The sequence below is a fragment of the uncultured Marinococcus sp. genome (assembly GCF_947493875.1).
Taxonomy (GTDB): Bacteria; Bacillota; Bacilli; order Bacillales; family Marinococcaceae; genus Marinococcus.
Genome location: NZ_CANLSU010000005.1, coordinates 163,447 through 179,482 on the forward strand (window position 1 = coordinate 163,447; position 16,036 = coordinate 179,482).

15 protein-coding genes are annotated in these 16,036 nt (G+C 47.9%); 4 read left to right on the forward strand and 11 right to left on the reverse strand.

Translation table 11 applies throughout. The annotated features are described in order from the left end of the window. Positions 1-149: 149 nt before the first annotated feature. Positions 150-743, reverse strand: coding sequence for a transglutaminase family protein (locus Q0757_RS11275; protein WP_298787359.1), 594 nt, complete (start codon positions 741-743; stop codon positions 150-152). A gap of 87 nt (positions 744-830) precedes the next feature. Further along, positions 831-2,225 (reverse strand): NCS1 family transporter, encoded by a 1,395-nt coding sequence (locus tag Q0757_RS11280; protein WP_298787361.1) that lies wholly within the window; start codon positions 2,223-2,225, stop codon positions 831-833. 305 nt (positions 2,226-2,530) lie between these two features. Between Q0757_RS11280 and Q0757_RS11285 the strand changes: the two genes are divergently transcribed. Beyond that, positions 2,531-3,298: an SDR family NAD(P)-dependent oxidoreductase gene (locus Q0757_RS11285; protein WP_366139536.1), complete on the forward strand. Its 768-nt coding sequence runs from the start codon at positions 2,531-2,533 to the stop codon at positions 3,296-3,298. A 110-nt stretch (positions 3,299-3,408) separates the two neighbouring features. Beyond that, a complete protein-coding gene (locus tag Q0757_RS11290) occupies positions 3,409-3,984 on the forward strand; it encodes a UbiX family flavin prenyltransferase (RefSeq protein WP_298787363.1) in 576 nt (191 codons plus the stop codon). A 63-nt stretch (positions 3,985-4,047) separates the two neighbouring features. Here the strand turns inward: Q0757_RS11290 and Q0757_RS11295 are convergent, their stop codons facing one another. The 6 genes from Q0757_RS11295 to Q0757_RS11320 form a co-directional block, all read right to left on the reverse strand. Beyond that, a complete protein-coding gene (locus Q0757_RS11295) occupies positions 4,048-4,842 on the reverse strand; it encodes a PhzF family phenazine biosynthesis protein (protein ID WP_298787365.1) in 795 nt (264 codons plus the stop codon). Between the two features lie 95 nt (positions 4,843-4,937). Next, complete coding sequence (locus Q0757_RS11300; protein ID WP_298787367.1) at positions 4,938-6,431, reverse strand: tripartite tricarboxylate transporter permease; 1,494 nt, start codon at positions 6,429-6,431, stop codon at positions 4,938-4,940. A gap of 18 nt (positions 6,432-6,449) precedes the next feature. Continuing rightward, positions 6,450-6,908 carry a tripartite tricarboxylate transporter TctB family protein gene (locus Q0757_RS11305; protein WP_298787368.1) on the reverse strand — a complete coding sequence of 153 codons (459 nt, stop codon included), beginning with the start codon at positions 6,906-6,908 and terminating at the stop codon, positions 6,450-6,452. Between the two features lie 15 nt (positions 6,909-6,923). Beyond that, on the reverse strand, positions 6,924-7,901 hold the full coding sequence (locus tag Q0757_RS11310) for a tripartite tricarboxylate transporter substrate binding protein (protein ID WP_298787370.1): 978 nt from the start codon (positions 7,899-7,901) through the stop codon (positions 6,924-6,926). Positions 7,902-8,052: 151 nt separating this feature from the next. Beyond that, entirely contained in the window at positions 8,053-8,733 is a 681-nt protein-coding gene (locus tag Q0757_RS11315; protein ID WP_298787372.1) for a response regulator, read from the reverse strand. Next, positions 8,726-10,327, reverse strand: a complete 1,602-nt coding sequence (locus Q0757_RS11320; RefSeq protein WP_298787374.1) for a sensor histidine kinase — start codon at positions 10,325-10,327, stop codon at positions 8,726-8,728. Before Q0757_RS11320 ends, Q0757_RS11315 begins: the two co-directional genes overlap by 8 nt. A gap of 181 nt (positions 10,328-10,508) precedes the next feature. On the opposite strand from Q0757_RS11320, the gene Q0757_RS11325 reads away from it, so the two are divergent. Together Q0757_RS11325 and Q0757_RS11330 are read left to right on the forward strand one after the other, a co-directional pair. Next, positions 10,509-12,002 (forward strand): UDP-N-acetylmuramoyl-L-alanyl-D-glutamate--2,6-diaminopimelate ligase, encoded by a 1,494-nt coding sequence (locus Q0757_RS11325; RefSeq protein ID WP_298787376.1) that lies wholly within the window; start codon positions 10,509-10,511, stop codon positions 12,000-12,002. Positions 12,003-12,149: 147 nt separating this feature from the next. Next, positions 12,150-12,440, forward strand: coding sequence for a DUF3892 domain-containing protein (locus Q0757_RS11330; protein WP_298787378.1), 291 nt, complete (start codon positions 12,150-12,152; stop codon positions 12,438-12,440). Positions 12,441-12,487: 47 nt separating this feature from the next. Here Q0757_RS11330 and Q0757_RS11335 read toward each other — a convergent pair whose 3' ends face one another. From Q0757_RS11335 to Q0757_RS11345, 3 genes are all read right to left on the reverse strand, one after another. After that, positions 12,488-12,916, reverse strand: coding sequence for a hypothetical protein (locus Q0757_RS11335; protein WP_298787380.1), 429 nt, complete (start codon positions 12,914-12,916; stop codon positions 12,488-12,490). 86 nt (positions 12,917-13,002) lie between these two features. Further along, on the reverse strand, positions 13,003-14,478 hold the full coding sequence (locus tag Q0757_RS11340; protein ID WP_298787381.1) for a HAMP domain-containing sensor histidine kinase: 1,476 nt from the start codon (positions 14,476-14,478) through the stop codon (positions 13,003-13,005). Beyond that, positions 14,462-15,160, reverse strand: coding sequence for a response regulator transcription factor (locus Q0757_RS11345; RefSeq protein WP_298787383.1), 699 nt, complete (start codon positions 15,158-15,160; stop codon positions 14,462-14,464). The genes Q0757_RS11340 and Q0757_RS11345 overlap by 17 nt, the downstream gene beginning before the upstream one ends. Between the last annotated feature and the right edge of the window lie 876 nt (positions 15,161-16,036).

Sequence of the window (16,036 nt, forward strand, 5' to 3'; positions counted from 1 at the left end):
TTATGCTCCTGAACGTGATAAAAATCACATACTATTTATGACAAAGCTATTAACATATTGTGGCAAAAATATGGCAATTATCAAAATCGTTCCGGAACGGTGAGACACGGAGCGATTTTCGAATTGATTCTGCAGGAGGTCCAAAATGCTTAAAAACCTTTACAAAGCGATTCCGGAAGCGCGTACCGGTACATATACACCGGATCCCGTTGACGGTCCAGGACATCCAGAAGCTCTTCCGGGGTGTTCGCATATACCTCCGGGTAGTCCCGCTCGTCCTTTGCCGTCTCCACGCTAAAGGCCAGCTGCTCTTTATCGGTAAAAAATTGAGCATCAATGCCTGGTTTATTGCCTCTTGCGTCCAGCCGCACCCATCTGTCTTCCTCGTTAAGATAGACGGCATTTAACGCATGGATACAGTAGCCGTCTGCCGGTTCCTCGAAGAGTGTTAACCGCTGGTAGCAGAAGCCGCAGGCAATCCCTTCCAAACGGAGAAGCGCCGCCAGAAGATGCGACTTGGACCAGCAGATCCCCTCCCGGTATTTCAGCACCTCAGAGGCTCTCCGGGTGACCGTCTTTCCCTGAATGTCCCACGAATGGCTGACTTCATCACGTACAAATAGGTAGGCAGCTTCTATCTTTTCTTTCTCGTTCATTTCTGGACAAAACAATTCTGCCGCTTTCTGCTGAATGCTCTCCGCCCCATAATTAACATCATAGGTTGCCTGTAAATATACTTTCATATGCTCACCATCTCTCATTGTATAATTATACTTATATAAGCATTTAAATACAAAAAGAACAGGCCGCCGCCTGTTCTTTTTCTCGTATTACGAATCCTTTATCCACTGTGGAACTGGTTTTTCGTCGCCGATCTCTTCGTCGCTAAAGCTTTGATTCATTCCTTCCTGAACGTACGGTTCGTGCCCAGCGATCCAGTATTTCATTAATACAGTATAAAGTAAAAGCGCCGGCACTCCTCCGATAAACCAGGAGCCATCGATATTAATAAAGGAGATGCCAGTACCAACAGCGATGGAAATAATTGCGGCCGGATTCCATCCTTTAAAAGCCTGGAACAGCTTGTTTTTTTCGTACAGCGCTGCCACGTTGTAGTTGCGTTTATGCACGAAAAAGAAGTCTGCAATCATCACGCCGAACACCGGTCCTAAAAAGGCGGAGACAATCGCAATGAATGTTGTAAAATATGCAGCATTCATCAGCCACCACGGGCATGTGAACGTGGCAAGTATGCCGATGATAATGCATGACTTCGCCCACGAAATTTTGAACAGATCCATCGCCACGAGCGCCGGCGGCATAATATTAGCCATTAAGTTCGTGGTCACCTGGGCAATCGCGATAAAAATCAATACAATAATGCTTGCGACAGTGGAAGGAATATATTCGGAAATAACATCAATCGGGTTCCAAATTCCTACCGCAGCCGCTCCGAGCATTCCGATAAAGGGAAGCAGAATGCTGGGCGGCACCATGCCCACGAGATGAGCGTTAATATAGGTGGACGTCTTTGTCTTTTTCGGCAGGTATCTTGTGTAGTCCGAGACGTTGATCAAAAGAGCTGCAAACTGTCCCACCAGAACGGTCATTGCAAGCCAGAGCGGAATGCCCCAGGAGCCGTCCACGTTTGCCGCTGCCTGCACTTCAAACCCAAACGTTGTTAAGAACAGGAAAATTAAGTAGATGATACCGCCCATTATAATTACAGAGCCGACAATTTCGACCCATTTGATAGATTCAATGCCTTTAGCCGAAAGAAAAATCTGCAGGGCCTGAAAGCCGAAAAACCATACCCATACGTTTTCAAAGCCTATAAAGCCCGAGGCAATCTGATTCAACGCCTGCGCCCCGAGCCACGTCTGGATCCCGAACCAGAACAAAGCCGGAATGCTGCGTAAAAGGGCAGGAATTCTTGACCCGATCGGGCCGAAGGACGAACGAAGCTGAACCACCATCGGAATTCCGTGCTTCCATCCTACATATCCATTTAATGAAAACAACAGAGCAGCCATAATATTTGCGAGAAGCAGGGCCGCGCCCGCCTGGTAAAGATTCAGATCGCCAAACGGCGGAATCAGACTTGAACCAAGCATAAAGGTACCGATCATGATCGTATCGCCCCACCACATCGCTACGTAAGCTTTCGGGCCGAGGATTCTTTCTTTTTCATTAGTGATTGGTCTTAGATCCTGCCGTGCCTGCACTATATTTCCCTCCTAAATAAAAAACGAACAATTCTTGACTTCTTTATTTATTCATTCGTTTAATGATTAATTTTATTTTATCGGAGAAGCACGCACCGGATCATTGTTTAACATCACACAAATTCAGTATCCTCTCTGTGCATTATTGCTAAAAATGGATGGTTTATACCATCTGCAATGTATATTTTCTGACATTGGAAGAATTTAGTCATTTGGTTTGATTTTTGGAAGCGCTATCATTATACTGTAGGTATATCTTCTTACTTCACTACCGAACGTATTTTAATACTATTAGGAGGGTTTCGATGCTGGAGGGTAAAACAGCTTTAATCACAGGTGGCGCCGGCGGGATTGGCAAAGAAACAGCTGAGCTGTTTCTCGATAACGGAGCGGACGTTGTTCTTGTGGATGTGAATGAAGAAGCTTTAACGAACGCTAAAAATGATTTAACGAGCGGGGAACAGACAGTCACTGTTATCCAGGCAGACGTAACAAAGGAAGAGGACGTCGAAAATTATGTTAAACAAGCAGCAGAGAGCTTCGGGAAAATAGACATTTTCTTTAATAATGCAGGCATTAACGGCCCCGTCACTCCTATCAGGGATCTGGATAAGGAACAATTTGACTTAATCATGAATATAAATACGACTGGCATTTTCCTTGGGCTGAAGCATATGATCCCGCAAATGGAAAAGCAGCAATACGGGGTAATCATTAATACCGCTTCCAACGCTGCCTATATCGGGTCAGCGGGAATGGCTGGATATATTGCTTCGAAGCATGCTGTGGCCGGCCTGACGAAAACGGCCGCTTTGGAAGCCGCTTCAGCCAATATCCGGGTGAACGCTGTAGCACCGGCTGCCATTGACACACAAATGCTTACCAGTATTCAGCGCAACCTTTCGCCGGACGATCCGGAACAGGCGGCAGCGGCAATTCGTCAAGGCATACCCGCCGAACGCTTTGGCACTCCAAAGGAAGTCGCGGAAGTCGTACTTTTTCTCGCTTCCGACCGGGCCTCCTTCGTTACCGGTTCCTTGTATAACGTTGACGGAGGCATGCAGGCCGATTAATTTGCCCTCTCTGTATAACCTCCTCCTTCATGCGCGTTCGCTCTCACTCGTGATACAATCAAACGAGCGAACAGGGTCTTCCGACGGCCTGCATGAAGGAGGTTCTTTTTTTGAAATTAATTATTGGTATAACCGGCGCAACGGGCGCCATTTTTGGCATCCGCCTGCTCGAAATATTAAAATCCACCGACATCGAAACCCATCTGATTTTATCCTCCTGGGCAAAGGCTACGATTCCGCTTGAAACAGCGTACACCGTGGCCCAGGTGGAGGCGCTGGCCGACGTTTCGTATTCCTCGAAGGATCAGGCCGCCCGCATATCCAGTGGCTCCTTTCGTACCGAGGGCATGATTATCGCTCCGTGCAGCATGAAAACGACCGCCTCTATCCGTCACGGCTTTGCGGACAATCTTATTGCCCGCGCTGCGGATGTAGTTTTAAAAGAGCGCAAGCACCTGCTGCTGATGACACGGGAAACGCCTCTTAACACCATTCACCTGGAAAACATGCTCGCCCTTTCCAGACTCGGTGTAACTATTGCTCCGCCGATGCCTGCCTTTTACAATCAGCCGGCAGATATCAATGAACTGGTCGACCATATTGCCTACCGCACGCTCGACCAGTTCGGCATTCATATGGAGGAAGCTGATCGATGGGAAGGCATGCCATCTTCGAAACCCAAATAAAAGCGGACGCCTTTTGACCGGGCGTCCGCTTTTATTTCTGGATTCGGTTCTCTTTAGACAGTATCAGGCCAGCCACTCGCCCTTCATAACAGTCACTGCCCGGCCACCGATATGACAGCGGCTGCGGTGCATTTCCACCTCCACAATCCCTTCCCGTTTACTCGCCTGTTTGGCCGTGAAGCTCTGCTTTGCCATCCGTTTTGCCCAATACGGGCCGAGCGCACAGTGCGCCGAGCCCGTCACCGGATCCTCCTCCACACCAATGGCTGGAAAGAAGCAGCGTGACACAAAGTCGATTCCTTCCTCTTCCGATAAAGATGTAACTATGCACCCGCGTGTTGTATGCTCCGCTAATGCTTCCATATCCGGTACGATATTTCGAAGCGCCGCCTCGGAGTCGACCTCTACAACAACATCCATCCGGTTCTGCTCCACGGCAGGCGCCTCCACTCCAAGAGCCTGCAGGAGTTCTCCATTTAAAGGCGCAGGCTCGGGCGGCTCTGACGGAAAATCAAGCCAGATGGATCCTTCTTTTAGAAAGGCAGCCAAAGGCCCGCTCGCGCTTTGAAACGTAATCGTCTGCGTTTCTGATACTTCCTTTTCTTCCCACAGCACGTGCGCGGAGGCAAGTGTCGCATGACCGCATAAATCCACTTCAGCGGACGGGGTGAACCAGCGTATGCCGTATTCGCCTTCTTCCTTTTTGAACAAAAAAGCCGTTTCGGAAAGATTCATTTCTGCAGCTGTCTGCTGCATCCACGCCTCGGACTTCTGATCCATTCCCTCCATCAGGCACACGCCTGCCGGATTACCATAGAAAGCCTCATTCGTAAAAGCATCGACCGTATATATCTTCATGTTTTTTCTCCTTATCACTATTATTCTGCCTGCATTGTAGCACAGGTTGAAAAAAAGGGCACCGAACTCCTCTGAGTCCGTGCCCTTTACGTGAATTATGCCTGCTTTGCTTTATTATTTTTTACTGCGGTCAGAATGAACGGAACACTGATCGATAAAATAATCATAATAATCAGCACGATACTGATCGGCGAAGAAAAGAACACCGAAGGACTGCCATCGGACACAATTAAACTTTTACGGAAATTCTGCTCCATGTCGTGTCCGACAATCAACGCCAGAATTAAAGGAGCGATCGGGAAGCGCAGCAGTTTAAAGGCCAGTCCGAGCACGCCAAATGCCAGTAGGATGTAAAAATCGATCGTGCTGTAGCTGAGTGTATAGGCCCCGACAAAGCCAAGCATCAGTATCAGTGGATACAGAATATGGGACGGCGTATCAAGCACTTTAATTAATAGGCCGACTAAAAGGATGTTAATCACTACCAGAAACAGATTCCCGATAAACATACTGTTGATCAGTGTCCAAATAGTTGTTGGTTCACTTTCAAACAACAGCGGGCCGGGCTGGATGCCAAGCATAACCAACGCCCCTAATAATACAGCTGTCGTTCCGGATCCGGGTATGCCCATGCTTAACAGCGGGATCAACGCCCCTACAGAAGCGCTGTTGTTTGCTGATTCAGGAGCAGCTACTCCTTCAGCCGTTCCCTGGCCGAATCTTTCCGGAGTCTTAGATAACTGCCGCTCCGTAGTATAGCCAAGCATCGAAGCGATTGATCCGCCAGCGCCAGGCAGTACTCCAATTAAAAAACCGAGCGGAGCACTTCGAATGATTGGCATTCTGGAGGCCTTCCACTGTTCTTTGGTAAACCACAGGCTTTCCACCTTGTTTTTCTTTTCCGGCGGCCGATTAATAGCAATAAAATTATACAATACTTCCCCGACAGCATAGATGCCGATGATAACGATAAGAAAATCAATGCCCTCAGTCAGCTGCGGCAGCCCCATTGTAAAACGGTACACACTGCTTTGTGCGTCCACCCCGATCGTACTCAGCACTAAGCCGAACAGCATAGAAATAAACCCCTTCAGCATATCGCCCCGGGAGAGGGACACAATCGCTGAAAGCGTAAAAAGCATCAGCAGAAAGTATTCGGCCGGGCCAAAGCGTATGGCGAAATCAGCCAACGGCCCGGCAAGGAAAGTAAATCCTACGACCGCTACTGTTCCTCCAGCCAGGGAAGCTATTGTGGCTATCGCTAAGGCCTGGCCAGCCTGGCCGTTTTTGGCCATCGGATATCCGTCAAACGAGGCAGCAATAGCTGATGCATCCCCAGGTGTATTTAAAAGAATAGAGCTTCTCGAGCCCCCATACATAGCTCCGTAATAAATGGCAATTAATAAAATCATCGCACTGATCGGTTCCATGCCGAAAGTAACCGGGATCAATACCGCTACGCCTGTAGCCGGCCCCAGCCCAGGAAGCATCCCCACAATCGTACCCAGCAGTCCTCCTAAAAAGACAAAAAGTAAATTAAGGGGGGTTATTGCATTCATTAAACCGTCTATAAAATATCCGTAATCCATTTTTCTTCCCCCTGTTCGTTATGGCAGACTGATATTCAGCATTTCCGCAAAAATGTACCAGGACATAAAAGTGAAAATAAGTGTTGTAAGTATATTGATGAGCCATCTGGATTTACCGTTAATAATGAACATAAGTACTCCCAAATACAGCAGAGTGGCAATAATGTAGCCGGCAAAGTCAAATATAAGCGCATAAACCACTCCGAAAACAAGCGTTCCCACGATAATATAAGGAGTACGGCCCTGAGCAATTGCCTGTATATCTTCGTCTTCCTTGTGCTCCTGGTGACGCTCCTTGTAGGAGCGAATGAAATAAAAGACGCTCAAAACGAGAAGCAGCACGGAGGCTCCCATTGGAAAATAATGCGGCCCGAAAGCATTTCCAAGCTGGGCCTGAGCCAGATTTAATGTCGCAATGATAAAAACTACTGCCGTTAGTATAAACACCGCCGGCAGCGATAATTTAACCACTGTCATGCAAAGCACCTCTTTCTATTCAGTCAAACCAGCGTTCGTCAGAAGCTCTTCATACGTTTGCTCCTGTTCGTCCATGAATTGTTCTGTCTCTTCTGCGTCCATGTAATAATCATCCCACTGATTGTTTTCAAGAATCGTCTGCCATTCCTCCGTTTCAACCATCTGTTGCAGGCGTTCGTCCCAATAAGCAATCTCTTCCTCAGTCATATCAGGAGGACCCATAACCCCGCGCCAATGGGGGAAGACCAGATCTACACCCTGCTCCTTGAATGTCGGCACCTCCGGCAGTTCATCCAGGCGTTCCTCCGAAGAGACTCCCACAATATCCAGCCGGTCGGCTTTATACTGTTCACTTGCTTCCGAGACTGACATCGTCGCAACATCAATGTGACCACCCAGCAGGGCGGTAACTACTTCGCCACCGCTTTCATAAACTAAAAAGTCCAGCTTTGACGGGTCTATACCATATTCCTGGGCAGCCTGTATAAATGAAAGATGGTCATCGTTGCCAAGCCCCGGCGCCACTCCTATTTTTAATGATTCCGGATCCTTTTTCAGCTGCTCCATCACGGACTCTAAATCTTGATAGTCCGAGTCTGGTCCAACCGCGATGGACTGCCATTCTGTAGCTAAAATCGCCAGTGGCGTGAAATCTTCATGGGATAATTCACTTAGCCCTAACGCATTATTGGTGAATAAAAGGCTCGAGTTTACAGCCAGCGTGTTGCTGTCTCTGTTTTTTAAATACTGAAAACCCACTTCGCCTCCGCCTCCGGGTTTATTCACTACATTAATGTCCGATTCCACCAGATCATTATTATTCAGGGCTCTCTGCATTGACCGGGCAGTCAGATCCCAGCCCCCTCCAGGCGTAGCCGGAGCCACAAATTCAATTAAGTCCGGCGGATAATCACTTTCTTCACCCTGGGACTGCTCTGCGGAACAGCCGCTGATAAAAGCAATGGATAATAACAACAGCACTAATTTTTTCAATGATTCCCCTCCTCACGCTTTTCGTTATAGTATCAACAATCTTATAGATTTTTCTGTAAATTGTAATCGTTTTCAAAATTACTCATTTTTAATTCTTTTGGTGCTTTTTGTTCATTTTGTGCACAAAAAAAGAGCTCGGAAAGGAACTCTTTTAAATTTCATAATAGTGTCGCTCCGGCCGGCCTACAATGCCGTACTCCAGCCGGGCTTCTGCTTCTCCTTCGGAGATCATAAATTCTAAATATCTTCTCGCCGTGGTTCTGGAAGCGCCTATTTTATTCGCCGCCTGCTCTGCAGTAAGTCCTCCGTGAGCCTCGCGTAAAACCTTTTCTACACTTTCAAGGGTCAAGTAATCAATACCGGTCGGAAGCTTTCGTTTATCTGCAGCAGGCTTCGATTCAACCGGCTGGGACAGATAATCATCAATGAATTGCTGGTTCACATTTTGCACAGCATCCATGGAGTCTCTTTTCGATAAATAATCCTTTATTGTCTGTTCAAATTTTTCAATGGTCACCGGCTTAATCAGATAGTTAACAATACCGCCGCGCAGCGACTTCTCCAGGTATTCCCGGTCCGTGGCTGCCGTAATAATAATAATGTCTGTGCCAGGATAAAAGTGACGAAGGTCCTCAAGTAAATGTATTCCCATACTGTCCGGAAGATATATATCAAGCAGCAGCACGTCAGCTTGTCTTTCCTTGAGCAGCTCCCACATTTCCTTCGCGTTCAGAGCGTGACCCGCGGATTCTATACCATTAATATTTTCCAGGTACTTCTCGTGCAGCATGCCTATCCGGTAATCATCCTCCACGATTAATGCCTTACGCATCACGTACCCCCTCCTTATTTCTTTCTTTGGGAATAAACACACTTACAACAGTGCCCTCCTCCGGGTTTGAATATACTTCAATCATTCCGCCCAGCTCGTCGACTTCATTTTTAACGTTTGCCATGCCATAGCCACGGCCCTCTCCCTTCGAAGAAGCACCCTGCTGGAAAAGGTCTGTTTGAAGATCCTCCGGCATCCCAGGCCCATTATCTCTTATCTCCATGACAATGTCATTGCCAATATCCGTTACAAAAAAGCTTACTTCCCGTTTCTTTTGGCCATTCACTGCTTCAATTGCATTATCGATTAAATTCCCGGCAATAATAATTAATGATGTTAAAGTCACATGCTTTGGCATACTGGATAGAAAAGATTCTGAATCAATAACAAAATTGGTTTTTTTCTCTGAAGCGGCGGCTGCTTTTCCGAGGAGCACAGCCTGAAGCTTTTCATCACGGATTTGGTCTACCACCATCTTCGTATGCTTTTGCTGAGCGTTGGATTCATCCATCAGCATCTGTTCTGCCTCTGTATAATAACCGAGCTGCAAAAGACCCATTAACGCGTAAAGCTTATTCGTGAACTCATGGGACTGGGCCCGCAGATCATCAGAATATTTTTTCACATCAGAGAATGCTTCTATCATCTGCTTCATCTCCGTTTTGTCCCGGAACGTGAACACCCTTCCCACCCTCTGTCCATATTGGGCTATTGGACTTTCATTTACAATTAAGGTTTTTGAAGCCGTTATTATTTCTTCGTTTCGAATCACTGAGCTGTCATTTAGCATCTTCCTTTCCCGGGAAGAGGGCAATACTTCTTCAATCAGCAGCCCCTCACGATTTCGGGGAAGCTGCAGAAGCTCCTCCGCAGCTTTATTAACCATCGTCACCCGATCATTATTATCCACCGCAATAATCCCTTCATGCACAGAGCCAATAATAGCCGCCCGGTCCCGGTACAGATCAGCAATCTGATAAGGCTCCAGTCCCAGCGTATCCGAGCGGATACTTCTGGATAGCCATACGGTACAAACAGCTCCGATCAGCAGAACAATCAGTGAAATGGCAGCTGTCCGGCCCGTCTGTTTCCAAACATCTCCCCTGATGGCAGCTTTGGAATATTCAACAACAGCCGCTCCTTCCACAGAGGTATAATCGCCGTAGTCTATTGAAACAGGCGCATGACTCCGGATGACTTCTTCATTATCTGTGCTCCCCTCTCTCACGTAGCTTCCGCCGAATACTAAAGCTGTATACGCATCCCCCGAATCAGGATCAGGTTCTTTGCCATCCCCTGCAATTACCTCGCTGTTTCGATCAATTATGTATACCTGGTCTGCGTTCACCTGCATGCGTATCTGTTCACTAATCACATCTGCTTCCTGCTTTTCCCCATTCTCAAAAGCATCTTCCACTGCCGGGAACCCTGCCACGGATCGACTGGTCTGCAGGGCAAGCTGCCTGGCATCGTTGGTTTCCTGACGGAATTCATTCCAGGCATAAACACTGTTTGCAAGAACAATTACCAGCAGCAAAAGCAGAAATACCAGGAATCCAATTTTTGTCTGCAATTTGTATTTTTTGCGGTTCAACTTGGCCCTCCTTTCCGTCTTCAATTATTTTTTCCAAATGTGAAATATCTTTTATCCTATCATAGAAAAACATGTATTCAGGAAACAAGGATTAATTATCCATTTGATAGGGAATGGGGTATGACACATACTTCCTGCCCCGGTAGTTGTGACTATAAGCAGAAAGGAGAGAAACTAATAGATGAAATGGAACTGGAAAAAAAATACTTCTCTGCCTTTTCAGGATGTTTTCGGCCCAATTGAATCGACAATCACTCACGTCACTTATGATTCCCGGAAAATCCAGGAAAATGGCTGCTTTGTCTCGATACCGGGCAAAAATATCGATGGGCATACGTTTATTCCGGATGCTGTCCGTAACGGAGCGTCCACCATCGTAGGAAGCGACCATGATACACTGATCCACTATGCTGCCTCATTTCCGGCCGTCACATTCGTTCTCGTGGAGGACAGCAAAACGGCGATGGCTGACTACGCAGCGCATCTGCACCATCACATTCACAAAAAAATGAACCTCTTCGGCGTAACAGGTACCAACGGAAAAACTACCGTTACGGCTTATATACGGTCAATGCTGAACAATTTAGGAGAGCCTGCGGGCATTATAGGAACAGCTGGAGTATGGTCTAAAAACAACAAGCACCCGTTTAAGCCCACCACCCCTACTACGCCGGAAGCGGCAGACCTGCATGATATTTTCGCCTCCTTTTATGAAGAAGGTACACGTACAGTAGCGATGGAAGCAACTTCTATTGCCATCGATTTAAAACGGCTGCACGGCCTCGAATTCGAGGTGGGCGTGCACACCAATCTCGTGTCCGAGCATATGGAGTTTCACGGCACGATGGAGAACTATAAACGGGCAAAATTAAAATTATTTGAGCAATCGCGCCAGGCCGTGGTGAACCTTGATGATGACGGCATGGCCCAGGACATTTTAAACATGTTCGAAGGCCCGGTCTGGACATACGGTATCCGGCGTCCTGCAGACATTATGGCGAGCAACATCCGCACGGATGCAGGCGGCTCAAGCTTTCTGCTCACTGTGCAGGGACGCTCCTACTTAGCCAGAGCTCCGGTATTTGGTGAATATAATATCTCCAACACACTGGCAGCGGTGGGATCGTGTCTTGCTGTTGGCTACACGGTATCCGAAATTTTGTCCTCTCTTCCAGGTATTCAGGGCGCGGAAGGACGTTTTCAGATTGTCTCCGATTACCCGGGTAAGCAGATTATCCTTGATTACGCCCATACGCCTGACGCGCTGGAGCTGGTCGTGGAGACGGTCAAAAGCCTGCCCCATAATAGGCTTATCCTCATGATCACCGGGATCGGTCTCCGGGACCCGGCCAAACGTCCGAAAATGGCAGCAGCGGTGGACGGAAAAGCAGATCATATCATTGTTTCGGTCGACCACCCCGGCCCGTATAACCGGCAGCGGATCGTCGATGACGTTGCCTCGGGCTTCCAGGATCCCGAAGCGGAAAATGTATACAAAAGAAAGCACCGCGAGGACGGCATTCATACGGCGCTCTCGCTGGCTGAAACTGGTGACCTGGTCGTGATTACCGGCCTTGGGTTCGGCGGCTATCAGGTGATCAACGATCAGCATGTGCCCTACGATGAACTTAAAGTGATTGATGCTTATTTTCAGGAAGACCGGCAATTATCATAAATATTTTTAAAAGGACCAGGAGAGTTTGTAGCTCTCCTGGTCCTTCTTTCATTAGTAAATAAAATTCTGAGGCAGAAACCCCCCCGGATTAAAAATTTATATTTCGGGAAACACGCATAATATACGAATAATATAAGGAGGCTTTTCATGGATTATCAAATTACTGCCATTCATATAGGCGGCAGCCGGGAAAAGGAAGAGCACATTACGCATATACAGCTGGTGGACGGTACCGAGGAAACAATTGAAAAAGCGATCGCAAGCATTGATGAAGGCAAGGATTACTATTACCGCGTAGACGGCGGGGACAAGGTCCGCGTGGACACCGTCCATCCGGAAGACCCAAACACGCCGGCCTATCTCCGGACCCATCCGGATCAATCAACGACAGACAATTTGTTGAAGCTGCCGACATTTGACCCGACGTACACCCCGTAACCGCATTAAAGCAGCGTCCTCCTTCGGGAGAACGCTGCTTTTTACATCTATAGCTCCTGTTCAAACGGATACAGTCCCTCTGCTTCAGCTTCATCGGCATAGTTGTTTAAAATTTCTTCAAGTATATCCTCTGCATCTTTTCCTTCTGCCTCAATACCGAGCGCCTGAGCGGCCTGGGTAATTTCTACTTCCCTTACGTCCGCCATCATCTGCGACACATCTTCAGTAACATCCACGCCGTAAACGGCTGCTTTTTCCTTCCATTCCGACAGAAGCACTTCATCAATTACGGTCTGTTCATCCTTATCCTTAATAGCTATGCCGTAACGCTCTGCTTTTTCCATTAAATCATTCTCCCGGATATCTGTGCCCATCCGTTCTATTTCGGCTTCACTTTTTTGCGCCGATACATTGGCCGGCAGGGCCACACTCGACAGTATACAGGCGGTAATGATGGCATACATCCATTTTTTCATCAGTTCAACCTCTTTTTTATCCATAGAGTGAATTCTCACTTCATCTTATAAGTGAAACATGTCAGGAAGAAGTCAGGCAGAGGGTTTTACATTACATCTGTTTGTTTTTCATGATTCGTTTCCTCGTCCGGGAAGTCCTGCGGCAGTTCAAATACAAACACTGTTTTTTCCGGCCGGCTCGACTGCAGATACAGATCACCGCCAAGCCCCTGGGCGATGAGTTTACTGAACGGCAGGCCGAGACCGAGGCCGTGCACGCTGTACTTTTTATTTTCTCCCCGGTAGAAGCGCTCAAACACCAGCAGCTGTTCCTCCTCGTCAATTCCCATACCGCTGTCTATTACTTCAATTGCCACCGTTTGATCGTCTTTTTCTCTACACTGAATAGTTAAAGTTCCTTCTTTATTCATTGCCTGGTTTGCGTTATTTAAAAGATTGACCATAATCTGCTGAAAGCGCATGGGATCAGTATAAACCGCATGTGTCTGTTCGCCGTACAGCTTTTGGATATCCAGCCGGTCCGTGTCATTTGAAATCGACCACTGGTGAATAACTTCGTTCAACAGCGACTCCAGCGTCAACGGCTGCATGTCTGTGGGCACACCCTGAGAGGAAAAGGTATTAAATTCCAGCAGGTCAGCGATCATGTTGCGCATTCTCCCCGTTTCAGCCAGCGTCACGCTCAGGAATTCCTTTGCCTCATCTCCCGTCACTACATCGTCTTTGACTGCCTGGACCATCCCGCTGATGGAAGTAACCGGCGTTTTTAATTCATGCGTAACACCGGCAAGCAGCTCCGTCCGCATGCTCTCGAGCTGGCCCAGCCTCGTAGTCATATCATTAAAGCCGGTAACCAGTTCATCAACCTCCCGTTCCTTCGCTTCAGTATCGATGCGTATCGCGTACTTTTCCTCTTTCACACGCTGAAAGGCTTCAGCAATCTGCTTGATCGGGCGCAGCATCCGCTTGGAAAGGATGTAAATTGTAAGCCATCCCAATATGGCCAGGCTCACCAGCAGAATGCCGACCAATTGGTACTGGCCGCCAACTTTAATTAATGAATCAGCCGGCTGGACAATGACCACCCATCCTTCAAAGGAACCGTTGTCGTTCTGGATACGTGATTTTACCAGGTACTGCTCCAGACTCCCCTGCTGCACCTTCACCGTCTGCGGGCCGGACTCGAGAAATGAATCCGGAAATACAACGGGATCCTGATAGAGGGAATTTCCGAACAACGAGTTGGACACGATGTTTCCGTTATTATCCACGACATAAACAAGCGGCTCTGTTTCAATATCGAATGCCTGCTGGCGCTCGCGCACGTAGGCGGCAAGATCGGCATTTAAGCCAATCGAATTATCTTCTGCACCTGCTAAATCCTCTGAAATTTCATCCGCCAGAAACGAGGTAACATTCAGTCCCCGTTCAAGATTGTAGGAGCGGAGCCAGAAAAATGAAATCAGGCCAACGATAATTAAACCGATGCACAGCGTAATAAAATAGCGTGTCGTCCAGTAGCGGAGCAGCGAAACTTTTTTATCTTTATTCCTCTTTAACACTGAGCTGATACCCCACTCCCCGGAGCGTTCTGATTTCTCCTTCTTCCACCGGCCAGTTTTTCAGCGACCGGCGGATCCGCTTGATGGCCAGGTCCACTGCGCGGTCGCTCCCTTCGTAATCGATGCCCCATACATGGGAAATCAGCTGCTCCCGGTCAAAGAACTGATTTGGATGATTGCCCAGAAAAATAAGCAATGAGAGGTCCCGCGGTGTCAGGTCCAGCTGCAGGCCGTTCAGTGTCACGGCGTACGCCTTTTCATCAATGACCAGGCTGCCGAATCGTTTAAGGTACTGCTCCTCTTCCGCTGAAGAAGCTGTTTTACCGCTGCGCCGAAGTACAGCCTGGACGCGGGCCACCACTTCATCTCCTTCAAACGGCTTCGGAATGTAGTCGTCCGCCCCGCCGTCGAATCCTTTTAAACGATAGTCCACATCTCCGAGAGCAGTCAGCATTATACACGGGCAGTCGCTCGTGTTCCGGATATGTTCAAGCACCGCCCAGCCGTCCCGGCCCGGAAGCATGACATCAATTAAGGCCAAATCAAATGCTCCGCGGTCGAACGTCTCCACGGCTTCGTTTCCTTCATATATTTGAGTCACTTCAAAGCCCGCCTTCTGAAGATAGGCCCGAAGCACCTGACTGATTGATGTTTCGTCTTCAATTACAAGAATCGAGCTCATAGATGCTCTCTCCTTTCTCTATGTACTTTCATTATAAATCAACGAAGCGCAGGAACAAACGGGTTTTCCCTGCGGTCCGGTACAAAAAAAAGACCCTCGCGGGGGAACGAGGGCGTACAGCTATATGAATCTAGGGGGTAATTCCATGAAGAGTGCACTACCCGAGTGAGTGCAGCTCTTAAGCCGAGCAATAATACCCAGCTAAAACACAATTGGATTGTTTGCATAGGGCCATCGTATCCACATGGCTTTTCGGCTTCTTCTGCAGTTACAGGACGATCAATCGTTGTTCTAGGGGGGTCAACATATTTAAGGTCCTGGTAACCAGTAAGCTGCATATCCTCACCTTTTCTTCAAGTGTGCCAGCCATTTGTTGCACTTTCCCTTTCGACAATGCAGCAAATATAGGGCGGAAGAAAATGATGATTCGATGCCGTTTACGTGGCAACTGTATCAGAAGCCGGCTTTCACTCCGCTTTCTAAGAAGTTAATCATGGTGCGGCGCGGAAGTGTTATAAGCCGTGGCGGCCTCTACATTTATTACTATAAGTGGTTTGTGTGTCAGCAAAATGTCAAAAGAAAATTTTTTATAAAAAAAGTGGAGACATGCTGCCCAGACGCTTCAACCGGCTGGCGTAAGCCTGAGAGGAATCGTCGCAGACGATGACCTCAGGATGAAGCCAACGGCTTGAACGGCTGCATGTCGAAACTGGATTCGAAAAACGCCCATCTATTTACAGGAGTCTCTAATCACAACGCGGAACGGACCGCAGCCGGTAACATTTGGAGCTGGACAATTAAAAAAAGTGTAGGCATGCTTTATAGAAGTTCGATAGGCAGCAATGCCTCCCTTTTCCCGTTTTCTATACCTTTACT

Excerpts from the sequence above, each read along its gene's own strand:
- Q0757_RS11275 (WP_298787359.1), bottom strand. The coding sequence starts at position 743 with ATGAAAGTATATTTACAGGCAACCTATGATGTTAATTATGGGGCGGAG.
- Q0757_RS11285 (WP_366139536.1), top strand. The coding sequence starts at position 2,531 with ATGCTGGAGGGTAAAACAGCTTTAATCACAGGTGGCGCCGGCGGGATT.
- Q0757_RS11295 (WP_298787365.1), bottom strand. The coding sequence starts at position 4,842 with ATGAAGATATATACGGTCGATGCTTTTACGAATGAGGCTTTCTATGGT.
- Q0757_RS11300 (WP_298787367.1), bottom strand. The coding sequence starts at position 6,431 with ATGGATTACGGATATTTTATAGACGGTTTAATGAATGCAATAACCCCC.
- Q0757_RS11305 (WP_298787368.1), bottom strand. The coding sequence starts at position 6,908 with ATGACAGTGGTTAAATTATCGCTGCCGGCGGTGTTTATACTAACGGCA.
- Q0757_RS11315 (WP_298787372.1), bottom strand. The coding sequence starts at position 8,733 with ATGCGTAAGGCATTAATCGTGGAGGATGATTACCGGATAGGCATGCTG.
- Q0757_RS11325 (WP_298787376.1), top strand. The coding sequence starts at position 10,509 with ATGAAATGGAACTGGAAAAAAAATACTTCTCTGCCTTTTCAGGATGTT.
- Q0757_RS11330 (WP_298787378.1), top strand. The coding sequence starts at position 12,150 with ATGGATTATCAAATTACTGCCATTCATATAGGCGGCAGCCGGGAAAAG.
- Q0757_RS11335 (WP_298787380.1), bottom strand. The coding sequence starts at position 12,916 with ATGAAAAAATGGATGTATGCCATCATTACCGCCTGTATACTGTCGAGT.
- Q0757_RS11345 (WP_298787383.1), bottom strand. The coding sequence starts at position 15,160 with ATGAGCTCGATTCTTGTAATTGAAGACGAAACATCAATCAGTCAGGTG.